Origin of the sequence: Mesorhizobium sp. M1B.F.Ca.ET.045.04.1.1 (assembly GCF_003952465.1) — a bacterium.
Lineage (GTDB): Bacteria > Pseudomonadota > Alphaproteobacteria > Rhizobiales > Rhizobiaceae > Mesorhizobium > Mesorhizobium shonense.
The window spans coordinates 2,186,612-2,208,232 of sequence record NZ_CP034448.1; the positions used below are offsets into that span (position 1 = coordinate 2,186,612).

Consider the following 21,621-nt stretch of genomic DNA (forward strand, 5'->3'; position numbering starts at 1 on the left):
TTAGAGCGTTGCGCCGAGGTGCCAGGGCACGAACTCGTTATCGCCGTAGCCGAACGCCTCGCTCTTGGTCTTGCGGCCGGACGCCGTCTCGATGATCAGCTCGAAGATCTCGCGGCCCATGCCGGCGATGGTCTTCTCGCCTGAGGCGATGACGCCGCAATTGACGTCCATGTCCTCCTCCATCTGGTGGTACATGGTCGAGTTGGTGGCGACCTTGATCGACGGTGTCGGCCGGCAGCCGAAGCAGGAGCCGCGGCCGGTGGTGAAGACGATGACGTTGGCGCCGCCGGCGACCTGGCCAGTGGCCGAGACCGGGTCGTAGCCGGGCGTGTCCATGAACACCAGGCCGCTGCCGCTGACCTTTTCGGCATAGCCGAAGACGCCGTTGAGCGGCGTCTGGCCGCCCTTCGCGACCGCGCCCAGCGACTTCTCCAGGATCGTGGTCAGACCGCCGCGCTTGTTGCCGGGCGAGGGGTTGTTGTCGATCGAGGCGCCGTGCTTGGCAGTATGGTCTTCCCACCACTTGACATAGCTGTCGAGCTTGGCGGCGATTTCCGGCGAGGCGGCGCGGTAGGCGAGCAGATGCTCGGCTCCGTAAATCTCGGTGGTCTCGGACAGAATGCCTATGCCGCCGACGCCGGCGAGGATGTCGACCGCGGCACCCAGCGCCGGGTTGGCGGTGATGCCGGACATGCCGTCCGAGCCGCCGCATTGCAGGCCGACGACGATCTCGCTGACCGGGATCGGCTCGCGCTTCAACTGGCCCACTTCCTCGGCGATCTCCGCCAGCACGCCCATCGCCTTCTCGACGGATTTTCGCGAGCCGCCGGCTTCCTGGATATTGAAGTGGCGTTTTCCCGCCGCGACGCCTTTCTGGCCGTAAAGCGTGAGCTGGTTGACCTCGCAGCCCAGCCCCACCATCAGCACGCCGCCGAAATTCGGGTGGCGCGCATAGCCGGCGAGCGTGCGATGCAGAACCATCATGCCGTCGCCGGTGGCGCTCATGCCGCAGCCTTGGCCGTGCACGATCGGCACGAAGCCGTCGATGCCGGGATATTTGGGCAAAAGCGTGCGGTTGGCCTCGTCGGCGATGGCATGGCAGACGGTGGACGAGCAATTGACGCTGGCGACAATGCCGATGAAGTTGCGCGTTCCCGCGCGGCCGTCGGCGCGGCGATAGCCCATGAAGGTGCGCTTGCGGTCGGCCTCGGTGGCATGCTCGGCCGCGCTCGGCGGCACCACCGGCAAGCGCCCGCTCTCGAACACCAGATTGTGCGAGTGGACATGCTCGCCCGGCGCGATGTCCTGCGTTGCGCGGCCGATTGCCTGCGCATATTTCACCACCGCTTCGCCGGCCGCGATCGGCTTGATCGCCACCTTGTGGCCGGGGTCTATCGCTGCCACGGCAACCGCGCCGCCGGGCAAGGCCGTGCCGATCTCGATGCGGCCATTGGCGACCGCGACATTGTCGGCGGGGGAAAGAAGGATGGTGTTTGCGGCGTTCACGGGCGGCTGTCCTGGGTAGTCCTGGGAATGTGGGCGGATTGACATGCGCCCGTTTGAGGATAATGTCTTTTATCGTGAAAAAACATTTTTGCGTCAATTGTTTTTTCACCGCGAGCGGCGCGCGTTCTTTCGGTGCGCAATTGCTCGTTCGGCAAGCCGGCGAAAGCCGTTCCGCTTTTGGAGGCTTGCGCTAGGAACACCGATCATATCGCGCTTCCGGCGGGCCGCCGCAAGCGTTGGGGATACGGGGCATGTCGAAGAGCAACAACGTCTACAAGGACGCCTTCAACCGCGGCTTGCGGCTGCTCGATGAAACCAAGAGCCTGCCGTCGGAGCCGGAGCTTGGGACGCTGCTCGGCGTCAGCCGCACCACGGTGCGCAGCATCCTTTCGCGCATGGAGGAGACCGGGCTGATCGCCTGGAACAAGCGCAACAAGACCGTGCTGCGGGCGCCGAAGCCGGAAGATTTCTTTCCCGAGGAAGAGACCGATTCGCTGGCCGAAATCATCGAGCGCTCCTTCATGCGCCGGCTGCTTGCCGAAGGCGCCGAAGCCGGCATGCAGCTCAACGAGCTGGAGCTGGCGCGCGAGATCGGCGTCGGCACCACCAGCGTGCGCGAATTCCTGATCCGCTTCTCGCGCTTCGGCCTGATCGAAAAGCGACGCAACAGCCACTGGGTGCTGAAGGGCTTCACCCGCGCTTTCGCGCTGGAGCTGACCGAAATCCGCGAAATGTTCGAGCTGCGCTCGGCTGCCGCTTTCGTCGCGCTGCCGGAAGAGAGCGCGGTCTGGGCCGATCTCGACAGGCTGGAGGAGGAGCACCGCCAACTGGCCGGCGAGATCGCCACCCGCTTCAACGAATTCTCCGAGCTCGACGAGCGCTTCCACCGGCTGATCCACCGCGCCTCGCACAACCGCTTCATCGTCGATTTCTACGATGTGATCGCGATGATCTTCCATTACCACTACCAGTGGAACAAGGCGCAGGAACGTGAGCGCAATGAGGTCGCGGTCCAGGAGCATCTGGCCTATATCGTGGCGCTGAAATCGCGCGATCCCGGCAAGGTGGATGCCGCTTGCCGAAAGCATCTGAAGTCGGCGCGCCAGACGCTGCTGAGCTCCATTCCGGAAGGGCGGCAGGTACAGCCTGCCTGATGCGGCACATCGCGCCGCGTTGCCGCAGGATGGTTTTGCCGATTTTCCGGTTGCTGCCCGCATGCTAGGGTCTGTCAACTTGCTTGGAAGAGGCAGTCTGTTGGATATCCGGCTGAGACGATGGAGCATGCCAGCCGCGTTCGTCGCGGCGCTGCTGCTGTTGGTCCAGTCGGCACTCGGCGCCTTTGCCTTCGGCGCGCCTTCGCAGCTCGATGCCTTCGGCAACGTCATCTGTACACATGAAGGGGCGGTCAAGCTTCCAGGCGGCGATCCGCCTCGGCAGCATATGCCGACCTGCTGCTCGCTTGGCTGCAGCATGGTATCGCCGGCGCATATGCCGCCGCAAGATGCCGGCGCGTTAGCCAGAACACTCGTTTTCGAGGCGGTCGCTTTCCAGCTTCCCGCCTTCCGGCATCTCGATTTCGCCCGCGACCGCTCTCCGGCCAATCCGCGCGCGCCGCCGGCTACGGTCTGACGGCACGACCCGCGGAACCTTTCGCGGGTGCATTCATCCAAGTCAGACTGCTCGCGACCGGATGACGGCGCGACCTCGTATCCATGGAGCAACCATGTCCAGTTTTCTTCTTGCAGCGCGTGCGCATGCTCAGCGCGGCTTCGAACACTTCAGCCTTGCCGTGTTCGCCCTCCTTCTCCTGCTCGCCTGCGTTCCCGGTGCCATCGCGCATGAATTCAAGGCCGGCGACCTGGAAATCGGGCACCCGTGGTCGCGCGCGACGCCGCCCGGCGCCAAGGTGGCCGGCGGCTATTTCACCGTGACCAACAAGGGCAGCGCGCCCGACCGGCTGCAGTCGATTTCCTCCGAGGTCTCCGACAAGGCCGAACTGCATGAGATGGGCGTCAAGGACGGCGTCATGACCATGCGGCCGGTCAGCGGCGGGCTGGAAATTCCGGCCGGTGGCAAGGTCGAGCTGAAGCCCGGCGGCTACCACCTGATGTTCGTCGGCCTCAAGCGGCAGCCCAAGCAGGGCGAGAAATTCCCGGCCACTTTGACCTTCGAGAAGGCCGGCAGCGTCACCGTCGAGTTCGCCGTCGAAGGCATGGGCGAAATGGGTGGTATGGACGATCACGCCGAGTGAATCCGCCATCCGCCAATTCGAAATCAGAGGGACAATTCATGAAAAAGTATCTTTTGGCGGTGGGCGCGCTTTGCGCGCTTGGCACCAATGCCGCGCTCGCTCACATTACGCTCGAAACCCAGGAAGCGGCCGTCGGCTCGACCTACAAGGCTGTCTTGCGGGTGCCGCATGGCTGTGAAGGCAAGGCGACGACAGCGGTGCGGGTGCAGATTCCGGAAGGCGTCATTTCGGTGAAGCCGATGCCGAAGCCCGGCTGGACGCTGCAGACCAAGAAGGGCAGATACGAAAAGTCGTACCAGCTCTATGGCGAGACGCTGACCACCGGCGTCAAGGAGGTCGACTGGAGCGGCGGCAATTTGCCTGACGACTTCTATGACGAGTTCGTCTTCCGCGCGTCCCTCGCGGCCGATCTGCCGGCCGGCCAGATGCTCTATTTCCCGGTGGTGCAGGAATGCGGCGATGCCGCCGCTCGTTGGATCGAAATTCCGGCGGCGGGCCAGGATGAGGATGCGCTGGAAAATCCGGCGCCCGGCATCAAATTGCTGCCGAAGAAATGATCTCTTGATGGCGCGTCCTATTCGGGCGCGCCATCGCTTCTCGAAAGACCGCATGAACGCAGCAATTTTCCCCGCCCGCCTGAGCGGCACCCGCATCAGCCCAGTCACCAGTAGCCTGGTGGCGGCCTTCGTGCTGATCGCGCTGCTGGTCTCGCCTTGCCGCGCCTTCGCGCATGCGGCCCTGGTCGCAACCGATCCGGCCGACGGCACCGTGCTGATGCAGAATCCTGCGCATTTCTCGCTGACCTTCAGTGAGCCGGTCTCGCCATTGGTCCTCACTCTCGTGCGACCGGACGGCACGCGGCTTGCGCTGACCTCATTCCGTCTCACGGAACGGACCGTCGAGATCGATAATCCCGAGACGCTCAAATCGGGCACGCATGTGCTGAGCTGGCGGGTGATTTCGGAGGACGGCCATCCGGTCGGCGGTTCGGCGCTGTTTTCCGTCGGCGCGCCAACCGCGGCGCCTGTCGCCGGTGAAACCGTCGACTGGTCGCTGCGCACGATGATCTGGATCGGAAAGTTCTTCCTCTATGCCGGCCTCTTTCTCGGCGTCGGCGGCGCCTTCTCTCTCGCCTGGCTCGCCGAATACCGCCGCTGCGGCCAGCGCTTCGTCATCGGCGCTCTGCTCTGCGGGCTGGCCGCCGCCCCGTTTTCGCTTGGCTTGCAGGGACTGGACTCGCTCGGCGCGCCGCTCGTCCGGTTCGCGGCGCCGGTCGTCTGGCAGACCGCGATTGAAACCAGCTTCAGTTGGACCGTGCTGGTTGGCTTGATCGCGCTTGGGCTGGCATTGCTGTCCCTTGTCGCACCGGGCGCTTCTCGCAAGCTGCTTGCGCTGGCAGGACTTGTCGGCGTGGGCTTAGCGCTTGCCGCCAGCGGACATGCAAGTGCGGCCGAGCCGCAATGGCTGATGCGGCCTTTGGTGTTCCTGCACGGCACAGCCATTGCCTTTTGGACGGGCGCGCTGGCGCCGCTCGGCCTCGTTTTGCGACACCAGCCGGCTGAAGCGAAGGTTTTCCTGCGCCGGTTCTCGCGCACGATCCTGCCCGTCGTTGCCGTGCTTGCCGCAAGCGGTATCGTGATGTCGGTTATCCAGGTGCGGGAGCCTGCGGCGCTGATCAACACCGCCTATGGCCGCCTGCTGCTGTTGAAACTGGCCTTGCTGTTGTTCCTGTTCACGCTGGCCTCCGTCAACCGGTGGACGCTGACCGCCCCAGCCGAGGCGGGCGACACCGAAGTGCAGCGGCGGCTGGTGCGTTCGATCGGCATCGAGATGCTGATCGCGCTCGCCGTCTTCGGCGTCGCCGCCGGCTGGCGCTTCACGCCGCCGCCGCGCGCGCTGGCGATCGCCGCGGCGCAGCCGGTGTCGGTCCACATCCACACGCTGAAGGCGATGGCCGATCTCAGCATCACGCCCGGCCATGCGGGACAGGTCGCGGCTTCGATCGTCGTGATGACGGGCGATTTCGGCCCGCTCGATGCCAAGCAGGTGACGCTGGTGCTGTCGAAGCCGGATTCCGGCATCGAACCGATCAAGCGGCCGGCGACGAAACCCGGCGACGGCACCTGGCGGATCGACAATCTCGTCATCCCGATATCCGGTCGATGGAACGCTCGCCTCGACATTTTGGTCTCCGACTTCGAGATGGTGAAGATAGAGGCGCCAATTGATATCAGAGCCCAGTAACCTAGACCGAGACACAATTCGGCGAGGCGGTTGACGCCGCGGCGAAGGCTGGTCAATCATCGCCTGCAAATCGACGGGCTCAACAAAAGCATTCGAAAGCAGGGAAGAAACGATGGAAAAAGCCGAAATCGGCCTGATCGGCCTTGGCACGATGGGCTCCAACCTGGCGCTCAACATCGCCGAGCACGGGCACCGCATCGCCGTCTTCAACCGCACGCCATCGCGCACCGACGCCTTCGTCGAGAGCGCCGGAGCGCTGAAGGACATGGTCGTTCCCTGCTACAGCCTGGAGCAACTGGCTGCGGCGATCCGGCCGCCGAGGCCGATCATCATCATGGTGCTGGCCGGCAAGCCGGTCGACGAGCAGATCGCGGCGCTGCGCGGGGTGCTCTCCGACAACGACATCGTCATCGATGCCGGCAACGCCAATTTCCGCGACACGATGCGGCGCTTCTCCGAACTCTCCGGCTCCGGCCTGACCTTCATCGGCATGGGCGTGTCGGGCGGCGAGGAGGGCGCGCGCCATGGGCCGTCGATCATGGTCGGCGGCACCGAGGATTCCTGGAAGCGCGTCGAGAAGGTGCTGAAGGCGATCTCGGCCAAGTTCAAGGACGAGCCCTGCGCCGCCTGGCTCGGCACCGACGGCGCCGGCCATTTCGTCAAGACCATCCACAACGGCATCGAATATGCCGACATGCAGATGATCGCCGAGATATACGGCATCCTGCGCGACGGCCTGGGCATGGGGCCGAAGGAGATCGGCAAGGTCTTCGAAGACTGGAACAAGGGCCGGCTCAACTCCTACCTGATCGAGATCACCGCCAAGGTCCTGGCCGCCGACGACCCCAAGACCGGCAAGCCGGTGGTCGACATCATCCTCGACCGCGCCGGTCAGAAAGGCACCGGCAAATGGTCGGTCATCGAGGCGCAACAGCTCGGCATTCCGGCAACAGCCATCGAGGCTGCGGTCGCGGCGCGCGTGCTGTCGTCGATCAAGGACGAGCGGCAGGCGGCGGAAAAGGCCTATGGCAATATTGGCGTCGGGAAGATTTCCGGCGACAAGGCGGCCCTTTTGAAGGATCTGGAACTCGCGCTGTTCGCCGGCAAGATCGCCGCCTACGCGCAAGGCTTCGCGGTGATGAGCGGCGCCTCGAAGGAGTTCAACTGGAACCTGCCGATGCCGACCATCGCCAAGATCTGGCGCGCCGGCTGCATCATCCGCTCGCAGATGCTGGACACGATGGCCGAGGCTTTCGGCGCGGGCGGCGCGTCCACCAATCTCCTGATGGCGCCGGCTTTCATCGCGATGATGAAGGAAGCGCACCCGTCGCTGCGGCGCATCGTAGCGGGGGCCTCCGAGGCCGGCTCGCCGGTGCCGGCGCTGTCCTCCGCGCTCGCCTATTTCGACAGCTACCGCCAGGGCCGCGGCACCTCGAACCTGATCCAGGCGCAGCGCGATTTCTTCGGCGCGCACGGCTTCGAGCGCATCGGCGAGCAGGGCGCGTTCCACGGGCCGTGGGGCAGCGGCGCGAGCGGGTGAGACGCGCCGCTCACGCGGAACGTCTATTTCAGATATCCGATAACCAGCCGGGCAGCCTCGTCGATGAGCGCTTCGGCCGCTTCATCCGATAGCTTTTCAGAGCTGTGCAGCACGGCGGTATGGGCCAGCGCCTCGATCGAAGTCACGCACACGAAGGCCGCAAGCCCAGGGTCGGCCACGCGTAGCTCGTCGCTGTGGCTTTCGAGATAGCTCTTGAAGAGGGCATGGGCTTCGCGGTTGAAGGCCTCCACGTTTTCGAGGCGTCCCGTGCGCGGAATCTGTTCGGCAAGGACACGATGCAGCTTGGGGTCGATGCGATGCGCCTCGATCGCGACGGCAATAAGCTTCCGCGCCGCCTTCTCGACCGGCTGCAAGGCGACCTCGGCAAACGCCGCGCGCACGACCTGCATGATATCCTGGTTGTGACGATCGATGACGGCGGCAACGAGCGCTTCCTTGGACGGGTAATACTGGTAAAGCGAGCCGATGCTCACGCCGGCCTCCGCGGCGATCCGGTTGGTGCTGGCCTTGTCGAAACCGTCCCGGACCAAAATGCGAGCGGTCGCCTCGACAAGCGCGTCCACCGTCGCGCGCGACCTCTCCTGAGAGGCGCTTTTCCTTGGGTTCGTGAGCGGCTTAGGCGGCATGTTCCTGTCGATTCCGATGCGAGTAGACAATTGTGAGCTATCGCTCGCATTATGTCCACCAATGCTCTAACGATGCGGATGACGACAGATGCTCTATGAGATTGTTTTGGGACTCCATGCATACGCCATGTGCGCCGCGTTGCTGTTGTTCGTGGTGAATGAATTTCTGCTAATTCCTGCCCGAAGAGGGCAGCCAGGGCCGGCCAGAATGGCCTTCTTCGCCAGTCGCTTTGCGGGGCTTCTGGTGGGCCCCGGTGTGCTTGCCGGCATCGTCCTTGTGTTTCTTGGCGGCTGGTCCCTGCTGACGCCGTGGCTGGTGGCGTCGGTTGCGCTAGTCGCTGCCTTGATGGCGGTCGAGCACAAGCTCGTGCGCCCATGGGCGACGCAAGCTCAAACAGCACTTCGCGGCGCCGTCTCCGCCGTCGAGGTTAAAGCCTTTGCTGGCGACAAACGCGCGCTGGTTGGACGCCTGACCATGATCACGCTCTTTGCGCTCATTGTCGCGTTGATGACCGCGAAGCCCGACCTGAACCCCTTTGCATGAGGATCGCTGTCGCGAAAGGCGCAGCGTCACTGGTCTCCCGAATGCCGATAGGCCTGGACCTCGCCCGGTGTGCTGAGCGACTGCAGCGAGCCGGGCGCGGCGCCGCCGATCCAGCCGAGCACCGCGCGGGCGAGCTCGGAGCCGGCGAGCCGGAAATTCTCGTTGACGACCAGCAGTTCCCGGCGGAACAGGTGCAGCAGTTCCGACGACTGTTTCGAAACCACGTCGACGTCGCGGCCGAGCTTCAGGCCGGCGTCCTCGATGCCGGCGACGACGGCGAGCGTCGCGGCGGCGGCGCTCGAGACGATGCCGTCCGGGCGGTTCTCGCGTCGCATCAATTGCGCGGTCCGCATCCTGATCTGCTCGATCGTGTGGTCGATCGAAACGGTGTTGAACGGCACTTCGCTGGCGCCGACTTCGCTCAGCGCATCGGCAAAGCCGTTCACCGTATGACCGTAATAGGTGAGGCCGACCGGGGGCGTCACCAAGGCGAGGCGTCGACGGCCCATGCCGACAAGGTGGCGCACCGCCTCGCCGGCGAAGGCGTAGTTGTCGAAGTCATGATAGGGATGCACCAGCCCCATGTCGGTGCGGCCATGCGTGGCGAAGGGAATGCCGCGCTCCAGCATGTAGCGCGCCCTGGGGTCGTTGGGCTGGGTGCGTGAAATGATGACGCCGTCGGCCGAGCCCGTCTCCACCAGGTAGCGCACCGGATCCAGCGGATCCTGCGAGCGCGAATAGGGCGTGACGATCAGGTGATAGGGCGTGTCGGCGATCACCTCCGTGACGCCATAGATGATGTCCGAGACAAAGCTCATGATCTCGTGCTCGGTGTTCAGCACCAGGCTGATGACGTTGGTCTTGCCGGTCCTGAGCCTGACGCCCGCACGGTTCGGCCGGTAGCCGATCTGCTTGGCGACGAGCTGCACGCGGCGCCTGGTCTCGGCGCCGATCTCGGGCGCATCCTTCAGCGCACGCGAGACGGTCGTGACGCCCAGCCCGGTCATGAAGGCAAGCGTCTTCAGCGTCGGCCGTTCCTTGGCCGACGTCTCGTCGTCCTTCTCGGTAGCTCGTCTATCCATTCGTCCCGCCCATCCGGCGCATAGCAGCCGCGAGGCCTACCGGCAATCGTGCGCGTTGACATTTCGCGGCTTTCAGCCCGTGACACGGTTCAATATACTGAAACGTTACAGATTGCCAACGCCTGAGGCCGGAAGGCAAACCGCGATCCTCGCGGTCAACGCTGACGAAGTCGGTCCAAGGCTACTGGAATCGCAAAGAAATCTCAGTTTCTTGCAGCTTTTGGCGCTATTCGGTCAAGCTGAGCGTGTTTGGGCCCTCCCAGGAGAAGGATTTTGTTCGCGCCTCGAAAAAATCTTGGACCAAGTTCATTCGAGGGGTTGCCTATGCCGGCCATTTGCCGTATCGAAAATCTGTAACGTTTCAGATTCTGGGAGGAACCGAAATGAAATACAAATTCCTGACTGCCGCGTTCGCCGCGACGGTCGCGCTGAACTTCGCCGGACCGGCTGCCGCGACCGACCTCGAAGTCACCCATTGGTGGACTTCGGGCGGCGAGGCGGCGGCGGTGGCTGAACTTGCCAAGGCCTTCGATGCGACCGGCAATCACTGGGTCGACGGCGCCATCGCCGGCTCCGGCGGCACGGCGCGGCCGATCATGATCAGCCGCATCACCGGCGGCGATCCGATGGGCGCCACCCAGTTCAACCACGGCCGGCAGGCGGAGGAACTCGTCCAGGCCGGCCTGATGCGCGACCTCACCGACATCGCCACCAAGGGCAAATGGACCGAAGTCGTGCGACCGAAGAGCCTGCTCGACTCTTGCACCATCGACGGCAAGATCTATTGCGTGCCGGTCAATATCCATTCCTGGCAGTGGCTCTGGCTGTCGAACGAAGCCTTCCAGAAGGCCGGCGTGCCGATGCCTAAGGACTGGAACGAATTCGTGGCGGCCGCTCCGGCGCTGGAAAAGGCCGGCATCATCCCGTTGGCCGTCGGCGGACAGCCTTGGCAGGCATCGGGCGCCTTCGACGTGCTGCTCGCCGCGGTCGGCGGCACCGACGCCTTCCTCAAGGTCTACAAGGAAAAGGACGCCAAATTCGCCGGCGGTCCCGAGATCGCCAAGGTGTTCAAGGCGGCCGACGACGCCCGCAAGATGGCCAAGAACACCAATGTGCAGGACTGGAACCAGGCGACCAATCTCGTCATCACCGGCAAGGCCGGCGGACAGATCATGGGCGACTGGGCGCAGGGCGAGTTCCAGGTCGCCGGCAAGACCGCCGGCAAGGACTATAGCTGCCTGCCGGGCCTCGGCCTGAACGAGGTCATCGCCACCGGCGGCGACGCCTTCTACTTCCCGCTGCTCAAGGACGCCGACAAGGCCAAGGCGCAGGAAGTTCTGGCCGAGACACTGCTCGATCCGAAGACCCAGGTCGCCTTCAATCTCAAGAAGGGCTCGCTGCCGGTGCGCGGCGACGTCGACCTCAACACGGCGAACGACTGCATGAAGAAGGGTCTCGCCATCCTCGCCAAGGGCGCCGTCATCCCGTGGACGGACCAGCTGCTCTCGCAGGACAGCCAGAAGCAGAAGGAGGATCTGTTCTCCGAATTCTTCGCCAAGCCCGACATGAGCCTCGAAGAGGCGCAGAAGCGCTTTGCCGACATCATCGCTTCGGCCGACTGATCAACGGCGCCCCCGCCAGCTCCCGGCCCCCGCCTATCCGGGGTCGGGAGCATGATGTCCTCATTGTCCCAGCCCGGCTGCCGAGATGAGCAACAGCGAACGCCCCAACCAGATTTTCCGCAACCTCAACGCCAAGGTCGCATCGATCCCGATGATCCTGACCGCGCTGGTGGTCTTCGTCGGCGGCACGGCCTGGACGGTGCTCTATTCCTTCACCAATTCGAAGCTGCTGCCGCGGCTGAACTTCGTCGGGGTCGACCAGTATTACCGGTTGTGGGCGACGCCGCGCTGGCTGGTGTCGATCGAGAACCTGTTGATCTACGGCGTGATCTCGCTGGTGTTCTCGCTGGTGATCGGCTTCATCCTCGCGGCACTGCTCGACCAGAAGATCCGCTTCGAGGACACGTTCCGCACCATCTTCCTCTACCCGTTCGCGCTGTCCTTCATCGTCACCGGGCTGGTCTGGCAGTGGCTGCTCAATCCCGATTTCGGCATCCAGCGCGTCGTGCGCGATCTCGGCTGGGAAAGCTTCAGCTTCGACCCGCTCTACAATTCCAGCATCGTCATCTACGGCATTTCGATCGCGGCACTCTGGCAAGGCACGGGGCTGATCATGTGCCTGATGCTTGCCGGCCTGCGCGGCATCGACGAGGACATCTGGAAGGCCGCCAGGGTGGACGGCATACCGATGTGGAAGACCTATCTCTTCATCGTCATCCCGATGATGCGGCCGGTCTTCATCACCACGCTGGTGATCATCGCCGCCGGCATCGTCAAGGTCTATGACCTGGTCGTCGCCCAGACCAGCGGCGGGCCGGGCATCGCTTCCGAAGTGCCGGCAAAATACGTCTACGACTACATGTTCTTCGCCCAGAACCTTGGCCAGGGTTTTGCCGCCTCAACCATGATGCTGCTCTCGGTGGTGATCGTCATCGTGCCGTGGGCCTATCTCGAATTCGGAGGCAAGAAGCGTGGCTGAGATTGCTGCCTCCATACCCAAGCCCGATGCCCTTCGGCGCGAAGCCCCTTCGAGTGATGCATTGGGGCCGAGCGGAGCGAAGCCGCGGCATGCGCTGTCGCGCCGCAACATCTTCCTCTACGGCACGCTCATCGTGGTGGCGCTCTATTATCTGTTGCCGCTTTACGTGATGGTCGTCACGTCGCTCAAAGGCATGCCGGAAATCCGGCTCGGCAACATCTTCTCGCCGCCGCTGGAGGTCACCTTCGAGCCCTGGGTGAAGGCGTGGTCGCAGGCCTGCACCGGCCTCAATTGCGACGGGCTCTCGCGCGGCTTCTGGAATTCGGTGCGCATCACCGTGCCGTCGGTGCTCTTGTCGATCGCGATCGCCTCGGTGAACGGCTATGCTTTGGCCAACTGGCGCTTCAAGGGGGCCGACACCTTCTTCATCATCCTGATCGTCGGCGCCTTCATCCCCTATCAGGTGATGATCTACCCGATCGTCATCATCCTGCGTGAGATCGGCATCTACGGAACGCTGACCGGCCTGGTGATCGTGCATTCGATCTTCGGCATGCCGATCCTGACGCTTCTGTTCCGCAACTATTTCACGTCGATGCCGGAGGAGCTGTTCAGGGCCGCGCGCGTCGACGGCGCCGGCTTCTGGGGCATTTACCTGCGCATCATGCTGCCGATGTCGCTGCCGATCTTCGTCGTCGCCGTCATCCTGCAGGTGACCGGCATCTGGAACGACTTCCTGTTCGGCGTCGTCTACACCCGCCCAGACACCTATCCGATGACGGTGCAGCTCAACAACATCGTCAACTCGGTGCAGGGCGTGAAGGAATACAACGTCAACATGGCGGCGACCATTCTGACCGGCCTCGTGCCGCTCATCGTCTACTTCGTTTCCGGCAAGCTCTTCGTGCGCGGCATCGCAGCCGGCGCGGTGAAAGGATGATGATGGCAGCAGCGATCGCCAATCCCAGCGTTTCGATCCAGGACCTGTCGCTGAATTTCGGCGTGATGTCGGTGCTGAAGACGCTCAACCTCGACGTCGCCGAGGGCGAGTTCATCGTGCTGCTCGGGCCGTCCGGCTGCGGCAAGTCCACCTTGCTCAACTGCATCGCCGGCCTGCTCGACATTTCCGAGGGCCGCATCTTCATCAAGGGCAAGAACGTCACCTGGGAGGAGCCGAAGGATCGCGGCATCGGCATGGTGTTCCAGTCCTATGCGCTCTATCCGCAGATGACGGTGGAGAAGAACCTTTCCTTCGGCCTGCGCGTCGCCGGCGTGCCCAAGGACGAGATCGCCAAACGCATCGCGCGCGCGGCCGAGATCCTGCAGATCGAGCCGCTCCTGCAGCGGAAGCCCTCGGCGCTTTCCGGCGGCCAGCGCCAGCGCGTGGCGATCGGGCGGGCGCTGGTGCGCGACGTCGACGTCTTCCTGTTCGACGAGCCGCTGTCCAATCTCGACGCCAAGCTGCGCTCGGAACTGCGCGTCGAGATCAAGCTCCTGCATCGCAGGCTGCAGAACACGATGATCTACGTCACCCACGACCAGATCGAGGCGATGACGCTGGCCGACCGTATCGCGGTGATGAAGGGTGGCGTCATCCAGCAGCTCGATGCGCCGCAGACCATCTACAACCGCCCGGTCAACCGCTTCGTCGCCGGCTTCCTCGGCTCGCCGGCGATGAATTTCCTGAAAGGGGAGTTGGAAGCGGGCGATGCGCCTAGTTTCAAGGCCGACGGTGTTTCGGTGCCGCTCGGCCGCTACACATTCGATGGCGACAACGGTCGTGCCGGCAAGCCCTGCGTGTTCGGCATCAGGCCCGAGCACATTGCCTTGGGCGACGCCGCCAAGGCGATGCCGTTTAGCGCCGAGTCCACCGTCGAGATCGTCGATCCGATGGGTTCCGACACGCTGGTGTGGACCAAGCTCGGCGGCCAGATTCTTTCCTTCCGCGTCGAAGCGGACAAGACGCTGCGCAACGGCGATGCGATCCGCATCGGCTTCGATCCGGCGCGCGCTTCGCTGTTCGACGCCGAGACCGACAGCCGACTTTAACCTCCCAAACCACCAAGAACGGACAGACAGATGAACTGGTCATTCCAACTTTATAGTGCCCGCAATTTCCAGCCATGGGACGGCGTGCTGAAAATGCTCGGCGAGCTCGGCTACAAGGAAGTCGAAGGCTTTGGCGGCGTCTATGACGATCCAAAGGCATTCCGCGCCGCGCTCGACAAGAACGGGCTCGCCATGCCGACCGGGCATTTTTCCATCGACGCGCTCGAAAAGGATTTCGATGGCGTGCGCAGGATCGCCGATACGCTCGGCGTCAAGCTGCTGATCTGCCCCTACCTGATGCCCGATGCGCGGCCGGGCGACGCAGCCGGTTGGCGCGGCTTCGGCGAGCGCCTGGCGAAGGTCGGCGAAGCCGCGAAGAAAGGCGGCTACGGCTTTGCCTGGCACAACCACGATTTCGAATTCAAGGCGCTCGCCGACGGCTCGCTGCCGCAGGACCATATCCTGTCCGCGACGCCCGACATCGGCTGGGAGATGGATGTCGCCTGGGTGGTGCGCGGCGGCGCCGATCCGCTGCCCTGGATCGAAAAGCACGGCAAGCGCATCGTTGCCGTTCACGTCAAGGATATGGCGAAGCCCGGCGAGGGGCTCGACGAAGACGGCTGGTCCGATGTCGGCCACGGCACCATCGACTGGCCAGGCCTTATCAAGGCGTTGCGCGCTAGAAGCGCTGCGCAGTATTTCGTCATGGAACAGGACAACCCCAACGACATCGAGCGCTTCGCCCGTCGCTCGATCGCGGCAGCCAAGAGCTGGTAGGAGCAGATCACAATGGCAAGGAAACTTGGCGTAGGCGTCATCGGCTGCGGCAACATCTCGAAGGCGTATTTCTCGCTGGCGCCGCTCTTCCGCGGCATCGAGATGCGCGCCTGCGCGGATATCAACATGGACGCCGCGAAGGCGCGGGCGAAGGAGTTCAAGCTGCGCGCGCAAACGGTGGACGAGCTGCTCGAAGCCGACGACATCGATATCGTCGTCAACCTGACGATTCCGGCCGTGCATTATGAAGTGTCGAAGCGGGTGCTCGACGCCGGCAAGCATGTCTATTCGGAAAAGCCCTTCGTGCTGTCGGTCAAGGAAGGGCTGGACTTGAAGAAGCGGGCCGAGAAGAAGGGCCTGCGCATCGGCTCGGCGCCCGACACTTTCTTCGGCGGCGCGCACCAGTTGGCGCGCGAGCTGATCGACAATGGCAAGCTCGGCAGGATCACCAGCGGCACCTGTCATGTCATGGGCCACGGCATGGAGCACTGGCACCCCAATCCGGACTTCTTCTTCCAGCCGGGCGCCGGCCCGGTGCTCGACATCGGTCCGTACTATGTCACCAACCTGATCCAGCTGATCGGACCGGTGAAGCAGGTTGCGGCCTTCGCGGCGATGCCGGCCAAGGAGCGCACGATCAGCTCCAAACCGCGCGCGGGCGAAAAAATCCCGGTCAACACGCCGACCACCATCCATGCGCTGCTGGAATTCGAGAACGGCGCCGTGGTGACGCTCAACACCAGCTGGGACGTCTGGAGCCATGGCCACGCGCCGATGGAGCTCTACGGCGAGGCGGGCACCGTCTTTGTGCCGGACCCGAACTTTTTCGGCGGCGAGGTTCGCTTCACCGATGCCACCAAGCCGGTGAAGAAGCTGCCGAAGTGGGATCATCCGTTCGGCGTGCCCAACGAGATGCACAGCCAAGGCATGATGGCCAACTACCGCACCGCAGGGCTCGCCGACATGGCGATCGCAATCGCCGAAGGGCGGCCGCACCGCTGCTCGATGGAGCTGGCCCTGCATGCCGTCGACGTCATGACCGGCATCCTGCGCTCCGGCGAAAGCGGCAAGTTCGTCGCCATGCAGACGACCTGCGAGCGGCCGGCAGCGCTCGGCATCAAGGAGGCGAAGGCGCTGCTGGCGAAGAAAAAGTAGGTGGCAGCCCCTCTCCCCGTTTCGGCGGGGAGAGGGTAAGGGTGTCGGGCAAGCATCGATTCAATTCACACTAGAGCCGGAGCATGATGTCGTCCGAAAACCGCTCCACACTTTTCGGCATCATGCTCTAGCGGCGATCGCCGCGCTCTTCGATCCCGAGGATTTCCCATGCCCTATGTCGCCGCCGAGAACCGCTACGAGAAGATGATCTACAACCGCTGCGGACGGTCCGGCCTCAAGCTGCCGGCGATCTCGCTGGGGTTGTGGCACAATTTCGGCAACGACACGCCGCACAGGACCAAGCAGGCGATCGTGCGCAAGGCCTTCGACCTCGGCATCACGCATTTCGACCTCGCCAACAATTACGGCCCGCCGCCCGGATCGGCCGAGACCGCGTTCGGCGAGATCCTGCGCAGCGATTTCGCCGGCTATCGCGACGAGCTGATCATCTCGACCAAGGCGGGCTATGAGATGTGGGCCGGTCCCTATGGCGAATGGGGCAGCCGCAAATATGTGCTGGCCAGCCTCGACCAGAGCCTGAAGCGGATGGGGCTCGACTATGTCGATATCTTCTATTCCCACCGTTTCGATCCCGAGACGCCGCTGGAAGAAACGATGGGCGCGCTCGACCATGCGGTGCGTTCCGGCAAGGCGCTCTATGCCGGCATCTCCTCCTATAATTCGCAGCGCACGCGCGAGGCGGCCGACATATTGAAGCGGCTCGGCACGCCCTGCCTGATCCACCAGCCGAGCTATTCGATGCTCAACCGCTGGGTCGAGGACGACGGGCTGCTCGACACGCTGGAGGGGCTGGGCATCGGCTCGATCGTGTTCTCGCCGCTGGCGCAGGGCATGCTGACCGACAAATATCTCGGCGGCATCCCCGAAGGCAGCCGCGCATCCCAGGGGAAGTCGCTCAGGCCCGCTTTCATCAACGACAAGTCGGTCGCCAACATCAAGGCGCTCAACGCCATCGCCGGCCGGCGCGGCCAGACGCTGGCGCAGATGGCGCTGGCCTGGGTGCTGCGCAAGGGCCGCGTGACCTCGGCGCTGATCGGCGCCAGCCGGCCGGAGCAGGTCGAGGATTGCGTCGGCGCGCTCAAGGCGCTCGAATTCAGCGATGCCGAACTCGCCGAGATCGACACTTACGCACGCGAGGCCGACATAAACCTTTGGGCGGCATCCGCCGAGCGCAAGGGACCACCACGCAAGTAAGGGCTGCGTCGGGCGGCCAACTGCGGAAACAGTGGCAAAGATGCGCGTTCGTCGCTATCTCATGGACCAGAGACCGTTTGCGTGCACAATCGGCACGCGAAACGACGCGACGACCGGACGGACAAGATGACGGCAAGGGATGCGCTGACCAAGAACCAGCTGTGCGTGCTCGAGAAGCTCGAGGCCGCCACCGGGCCGCTCAGCGCCTATATGCTGCTCGACCAGCTGCGCGAGCGCGGCTTCCGGGCGCCGCTGCAGGTCTACCGCGCGCTCGACACGCTGGTGAAATCGGGCTTCGTGCACCGGCTCGAAAGCCTCAATTCCTTCGTCGCCTGCGCCGAGCCGCACGATCATAGCCATTCGATGACGGCCTTTGCCATCTGCGACAGTTGCGGCCAGGTGACCGAGATGTCCGACCACGATGTCGACCACCGGCTGGACGAGTGGGTGCGCTCGACCGGATTTGCGGCGAAGAAGGCGGTGATCGAGTTTAGGGGGGTATGCGCGAAGTGCCGGGCCGAGGCGGCGTAAGCCTTCGCTTCGTCATACTAGGGCGAAGCAAGGAGCGAAGCGACGCGCGCAGACCCTAGTATCCATTCCGTGACATAGACGCGCCGCCACGGCGCAGAATCTGGATCGAAGCGCCGCGAGCCTTGCAAGGCTATCTGCAACCGCCGCGTTTTACGGCCTGCGTCACGGCATGGATCCTCGGGTCTGCGCGCGTCGCTTCGCTCCTTGCTCCGCCCGTGGATGACGAACGAAGGTGAGGCGCCTAATGCGCCTCGTCCCAATTATCCGCGGCGCGGGCATCGACATGCAGCGGCACCGACATCGAGACCGCCGGCATCGGCGCGTTCTCCATCACGCGGCGCACGACGGGGATAGTCGCCTCGACCTCCGCTTCCACCGTCTCGAAGATCAGCTCGTCATGAACCTGTAAAAGCATGCGGGCCGACAGCTTCGCCTTGTCCAGCGCCTCTTCCATATGCACCATGGCGCGGCGGATGATGTCGGCCGCGGTGCCCTGGAGTCTGGCGTTGATCGAGGCGCGTTCGTTGAAGGCGCGAACCGACGGGTTGGACGACCTTATCTCCGGATAGTGGATGCGGCGGCCGAAGATGGTCTCGACGAAGCCATTCTCGCGCGCGTAGGCCTTGGTTTCCTCGATATAGTCCCGGATGCCCGGGAAGCGTTCGAAATAGCGCTTGATGTAAGCGCCCGCTTCCTCGCGCGGGATCGACAGCTGGTTGGCGAGGCCGAAGGCCGAGATGCCGTAGATGATGCCGAAATTGATCGCCTTGGCGCGGCGGCGCACTTCCGAAGGCATGCCCTCGACCGGCACGTTGAACATCTCCGAGGCGGTGATGGCGTGGATGTCGGCGCCGTCGGCGAAGGCCTGCTTGAGCTGCGGGATCTCGGCGACATGCGCCAGCACGCGCAATTCGATCTGGCTGTAGTCGGCCGAGACCAGCTTGTGGCCCTTTTCGGCGATAAAGGCGGTCCGGATCTTGCGGCCTTCGGCGGTGCGCACCGGGATGTTCTGCAGATTGGGTTCGGAGGAGGACAGACGCCCGGTGGTCGTCGCGGCCAGCGCATAGGAGGTGTGGACGCGATTGGTGCCGGGGTTGATGAAGCCCGGCAGCGCATCGGTGTAGGTCGATTTGAGCTTGGTGAGCTGGCGCCAGTCGACGATCTTGCGTGGCAACTCGTGGCCTTCGGCGGCCAAGTCTTCCAAAAGCTGCGCCGAGGTCGACCATTGGCCGGTCTTGGTCTTGGAGCCGCCCGGCAGGCCCATCTTGCCGAACAATATGTCGCCGAGCTGCTTCGGCGAGCCGATGTTGATGCGCTCGCCGACGATGCCGTAGATATCTTCCTCGACGCGCGCGGCCCCTTGCGCCAGCTCACCGGAGAGTCGGGACAGGATCTGGCGGTCGACCGAGATGCCGCGCTGCTCCATGCGGGCGAGCACGGGCACCAGCGGCCGCTCCAGCCGTTCATAGACGGAAACGAGGCCCTTGGCGGCGAGCCTGGGCTTCAGCAGCTGCCAGAGGCGCAGCGCCAGATCGGCCTGCTCACCGGCATAGGCGGTCGCCCGCTCGATATCGACCTGGCCGAAGCCGATGGCGCTCTTGCCCGATCCGGCAAGTTCCTTCTTGGAGGCCGGAGCATGGCCCAGCCATTTCTCCGACAGCGAGGCGAGATCATGGCCGCCGGACGTGCCGGCATCGAGCACATAGGAGACCAGCATCGTGTCGTCGAACGGTCCGATCTCGATGCCGTGCCGGCTCATCACGACGATGTCGTATTTCATGTCCTGGACGATCTTGAGAACCGACCTGTCCTCGAGCAGCGGCTTGAGCTGCGCCAGCGCTTCGCGGACCGGGATCTGATCCGCCAGCAGGCCGCCGCCAAGCAGGTCGCCATTGCCGCTCATATGGGCGAGGGGAACGTACACGGCGCGGCCCGGCGCGATCGCCATGGAGAGGCCGATCAGCTCGGCCTGCATCGGGTCGGACGAGGTGGTCTCGGCATCGAAAGCAAGGATGCCGGCTTCTCTCGCCTCGGCGACCCAGGCTTTCAGCGCGGCCACATCGCGAATGGCCGTATAAGCCGAAGCGTCGATCTTGCGCGCCGTCGCCTGCTCCAGCCGCAGCGCCGAGAGCAGGGAAGGGGTGTCGCCCTGCGGCGGCGCGTCCTCCCCTCGGACCGGCGGCCGGGAGGGCTCCGCGGCGCCGTTTGGCGGGGCTGGTCTTGGGGCCGGCGCGCCGGCGCCGACGTCGGGGCCATGCGCGGTATCGGCGCGCTCGATGGTGACCGGCGCGGCCTGGACGTCGCCGATCTCGGTTGCGGTCGCTTCCGCCACGCGGCGGGTCAGCGTGGTGAATTCCATCGTCTTCAGGAAGCCTATCAGCTTCGGCCCGTCCGGCGCATGCAGCACAAGGTCGTCCAGCCCCTCTTTCAGCGGCACGTCGTTCTTCAGCGTCACCAGCTCGCGCGAGATGCGCGCCTTGTCGGCATTGGCGATGATGGTTTCGCGCCGCTTGTCCTGCTTGATCTCGCTGGCACGAGCCAAAAGCCCGTCGAGGTCGCCGAACTGTGCCAGCAACTGCGCCGCGGTCTTCGGGCCGATGCCGGGCACGCCGGGCACGTTGTCGACGGAGTCGCCGGTCAGCGCCTGCAGGTCGATCATCTTTTCCGGCGGCACGCCCCATTTCTCGATCACTTCGGGGATGCCGATCTGGCGGTCCTTCATCGGGTCGTACATGCCGACCGTCGGGCCGACCAATTGCATCAGGTCCTTGTCGGACGAGACGATGGTGGTGTCGGCGCCGACCTCGCAGGCCAGCCGGCTATAGGTGGCGATGATGTCGTCGGCCTCGAAGCCTTCCATCTCGATGCAGGGCAGGTTGAAGGCTACGGTCGCCTGGCGGATCAGGCCGAATTGCGGGATGAGGTCTTCCGGCGGCGCCGAGCGGTTGGCCTTGTATTCGGGATAGAGATCGCTGCGGAAGGTCTTTGACGAATAATCGAAGATGACGGCGAAATGCGTCGGCACGATGCCGACGCTGGTGTTGCGGGCATCCTGCATCAGCTTCCACACCATGTTGCAGAAGCCGAGCACGGCGCTGGTCGGCAAGCCGTCGGATTTGCGGTTCAGCGGCGGCAGCGCGTGGTAGGCGCGGAAAATGTAGCCGGAGCCGTCGACAAGGAAGAGGTGATCGCCTTTTTTCATGCCGGCAGGGATAGCGCGGCCAGGCTTCGCGGTCCATGCCAAAGGCGGCGCAACCCACCGGTTCCGGCAACACCCTGACAAGTGCCGATCACGCCGGAATCCGGCTGCTCATCCGGCCACTCACGGGTATGTTACAAAAGTGTAATGCTCGTGCCCTTGAATCGCCATGTTCACGGACCCAAATAGTTGTCATCGGCAGTTTTCGCCGAAGTCCGGAGTAAGGCCCGTCCCCCGCCTATCCCGGGCAACTGCGGCAGCCTATCCCCCCTCTCCGGGC

19 protein-coding genes are annotated in these 21,621 nt (G+C 64.2%); 15 read left to right on the forward strand and 4 right to left on the reverse strand.

Going from position 1 to position 21,621, the window contains the following annotated elements:
* Nucleotides 1-1,506: an altronate dehydratase family protein gene (locus EJ071_RS10700; protein ID WP_126097831.1), complete on the reverse strand. Its 1,506-nt coding sequence runs from the start codon at nucleotides 1,504-1,506 to the stop codon at nucleotides 1-3.
* 251 nt (nucleotides 1,507-1,757) lie between these two features.
* On the opposite strand from EJ071_RS10700, the gene EJ071_RS10705 reads away from it, so the two are divergent.
* From EJ071_RS10705 to gndA, 6 genes are all read left to right on the forward strand, one after another.
* The gene (locus tag EJ071_RS10705; protein WP_126097832.1) at nucleotides 1,758-2,660 is read left to right on the forward strand and encodes a GntR family transcriptional regulator; all 903 of its coding nucleotides are present in this window, start codon (nucleotides 1,758-1,760) and stop codon (nucleotides 2,658-2,660) included.
* Between the two features lie 127 nt (nucleotides 2,661-2,787).
* Nucleotides 2,788-3,135, forward strand: coding sequence for a hypothetical protein (locus tag EJ071_RS10710; RefSeq protein WP_126097833.1), 348 nt, complete (start codon nucleotides 2,788-2,790; stop codon nucleotides 3,133-3,135).
* 94 nt (nucleotides 3,136-3,229) lie between these two features.
* The gene (locus EJ071_RS10715) at nucleotides 3,230-3,757 is read left to right on the forward strand and encodes a copper chaperone PCu(A)C (RefSeq protein ID WP_126097834.1); all 528 of its coding nucleotides are present in this window, start codon (nucleotides 3,230-3,232) and stop codon (nucleotides 3,755-3,757) included.
* Between the two features lie 38 nt (nucleotides 3,758-3,795).
* Nucleotides 3,796-4,314, forward strand: coding sequence for a YcnI family protein (locus EJ071_RS10720; RefSeq protein WP_126097835.1), 519 nt, complete (start codon nucleotides 3,796-3,798; stop codon nucleotides 4,312-4,314).
* Between the two features lie 52 nt (nucleotides 4,315-4,366).
* Nucleotides 4,367-6,001: a copper resistance CopC/CopD family protein gene (locus EJ071_RS10725; protein ID WP_126097836.1), complete on the forward strand. Its 1,635-nt coding sequence runs from the start codon at nucleotides 4,367-4,369 to the stop codon at nucleotides 5,999-6,001.
* Between the two features lie 112 nt (nucleotides 6,002-6,113).
* Complete coding sequence (gene gndA / locus EJ071_RS10730) at nucleotides 6,114-7,541, forward strand: NADP-dependent phosphogluconate dehydrogenase (RefSeq protein WP_126097837.1); 1,428 nt, start codon at nucleotides 6,114-6,116, stop codon at nucleotides 7,539-7,541.
* Nucleotides 7,542-7,564: 23 nt separating this feature from the next.
* Here gndA and EJ071_RS10735 read toward each other — a convergent pair whose 3' ends face one another.
* Nucleotides 7,565-8,125 (reverse strand): TetR/AcrR family transcriptional regulator, encoded by a 561-nt coding sequence (locus tag EJ071_RS10735; RefSeq protein ID WP_245460196.1) that lies wholly within the window; start codon nucleotides 8,123-8,125, stop codon nucleotides 7,565-7,567.
* Nucleotides 8,126-8,276: 151 nt separating this feature from the next.
* On the opposite strand from EJ071_RS10735, the gene EJ071_RS10740 reads away from it, so the two are divergent.
* Nucleotides 8,277-8,732, forward strand: coding sequence for a hypothetical protein (locus EJ071_RS10740; RefSeq protein WP_126097839.1), 456 nt, complete (start codon nucleotides 8,277-8,279; stop codon nucleotides 8,730-8,732).
* A 26-nt stretch (nucleotides 8,733-8,758) separates the two neighbouring features.
* Here EJ071_RS10740 and EJ071_RS10745 read toward each other — a convergent pair whose 3' ends face one another.
* Nucleotides 8,759-9,814, reverse strand: coding sequence for a LacI family transcriptional regulator (locus EJ071_RS10745; RefSeq protein WP_126097840.1), 1,056 nt, complete (start codon nucleotides 9,812-9,814; stop codon nucleotides 8,759-8,761).
* 383 nt (nucleotides 9,815-10,197) lie between these two features.
* On the opposite strand from EJ071_RS10745, the gene EJ071_RS10750 reads away from it, so the two are divergent.
* The 8 genes from EJ071_RS10750 (at nucleotide 10,198) to EJ071_RS10785 (ending at nucleotide 18,142) form a co-directional block, all read left to right on the forward strand.
* Nucleotides 10,198-11,436, forward strand: coding sequence for an ABC transporter substrate-binding protein (locus EJ071_RS10750; protein ID WP_126097841.1), 1,239 nt, complete (start codon nucleotides 10,198-10,200; stop codon nucleotides 11,434-11,436).
* A gap of 85 nt (nucleotides 11,437-11,521) precedes the next feature.
* Nucleotides 11,522-12,415 carry a sugar ABC transporter permease gene (locus tag EJ071_RS10755; RefSeq protein WP_126097842.1) on the forward strand — a complete coding sequence of 298 codons (894 nt, stop codon included), beginning with the start codon at nucleotides 11,522-11,524 and terminating at the stop codon, nucleotides 12,413-12,415.
* A 13-nt stretch (nucleotides 12,416-12,428) separates the two neighbouring features.
* The gene (locus EJ071_RS10760) at nucleotides 12,429-13,355 is read left to right on the forward strand and encodes a carbohydrate ABC transporter permease (protein WP_126102534.1); all 927 of its coding nucleotides are present in this window, start codon (nucleotides 12,429-12,431) and stop codon (nucleotides 13,353-13,355) included.
* The gene (locus EJ071_RS10765; protein ID WP_189521535.1) at nucleotides 13,355-14,464 is read left to right on the forward strand and encodes an ABC transporter ATP-binding protein; all 1,110 of its coding nucleotides are present in this window, start codon (nucleotides 13,355-13,357) and stop codon (nucleotides 14,462-14,464) included. Before EJ071_RS10760 ends, EJ071_RS10765 begins: the two co-directional genes overlap by 1 nt.
* A gap of 30 nt (nucleotides 14,465-14,494) precedes the next feature.
* Nucleotides 14,495-15,241, forward strand: a complete 747-nt coding sequence (locus EJ071_RS10770; protein WP_126097843.1) for a sugar phosphate isomerase/epimerase — start codon at nucleotides 14,495-14,497, stop codon at nucleotides 15,239-15,241.
* Between the two features lie 12 nt (nucleotides 15,242-15,253).
* Nucleotides 15,254-16,396, forward strand: a complete 1,143-nt coding sequence (locus EJ071_RS10775) for a Gfo/Idh/MocA family oxidoreductase (protein WP_126097844.1) — start codon at nucleotides 15,254-15,256, stop codon at nucleotides 16,394-16,396.
* Between the two features lie 168 nt (nucleotides 16,397-16,564).
* Nucleotides 16,565-17,611, forward strand: coding sequence for an L-glyceraldehyde 3-phosphate reductase (gene mgrA, locus EJ071_RS10780; protein WP_126097845.1), 1,047 nt, complete (start codon nucleotides 16,565-16,567; stop codon nucleotides 17,609-17,611).
* 126 nt (nucleotides 17,612-17,737) lie between these two features.
* The gene (locus EJ071_RS10785; RefSeq protein ID WP_126097846.1) at nucleotides 17,738-18,142 is read left to right on the forward strand and encodes a Fur family transcriptional regulator; all 405 of its coding nucleotides are present in this window, start codon (nucleotides 17,738-17,740) and stop codon (nucleotides 18,140-18,142) included.
* A 241-nt stretch (nucleotides 18,143-18,383) separates the two neighbouring features.
* Here EJ071_RS10785 and polA read toward each other — a convergent pair whose 3' ends face one another.
* Entirely contained in the window at nucleotides 18,384-21,344 is a 2,961-nt protein-coding gene (gene polA / locus EJ071_RS10790) for a DNA polymerase I (RefSeq protein WP_189521439.1), read from the reverse strand.
* Nucleotides 21,345-21,621 lie beyond the last annotated feature (277 nt).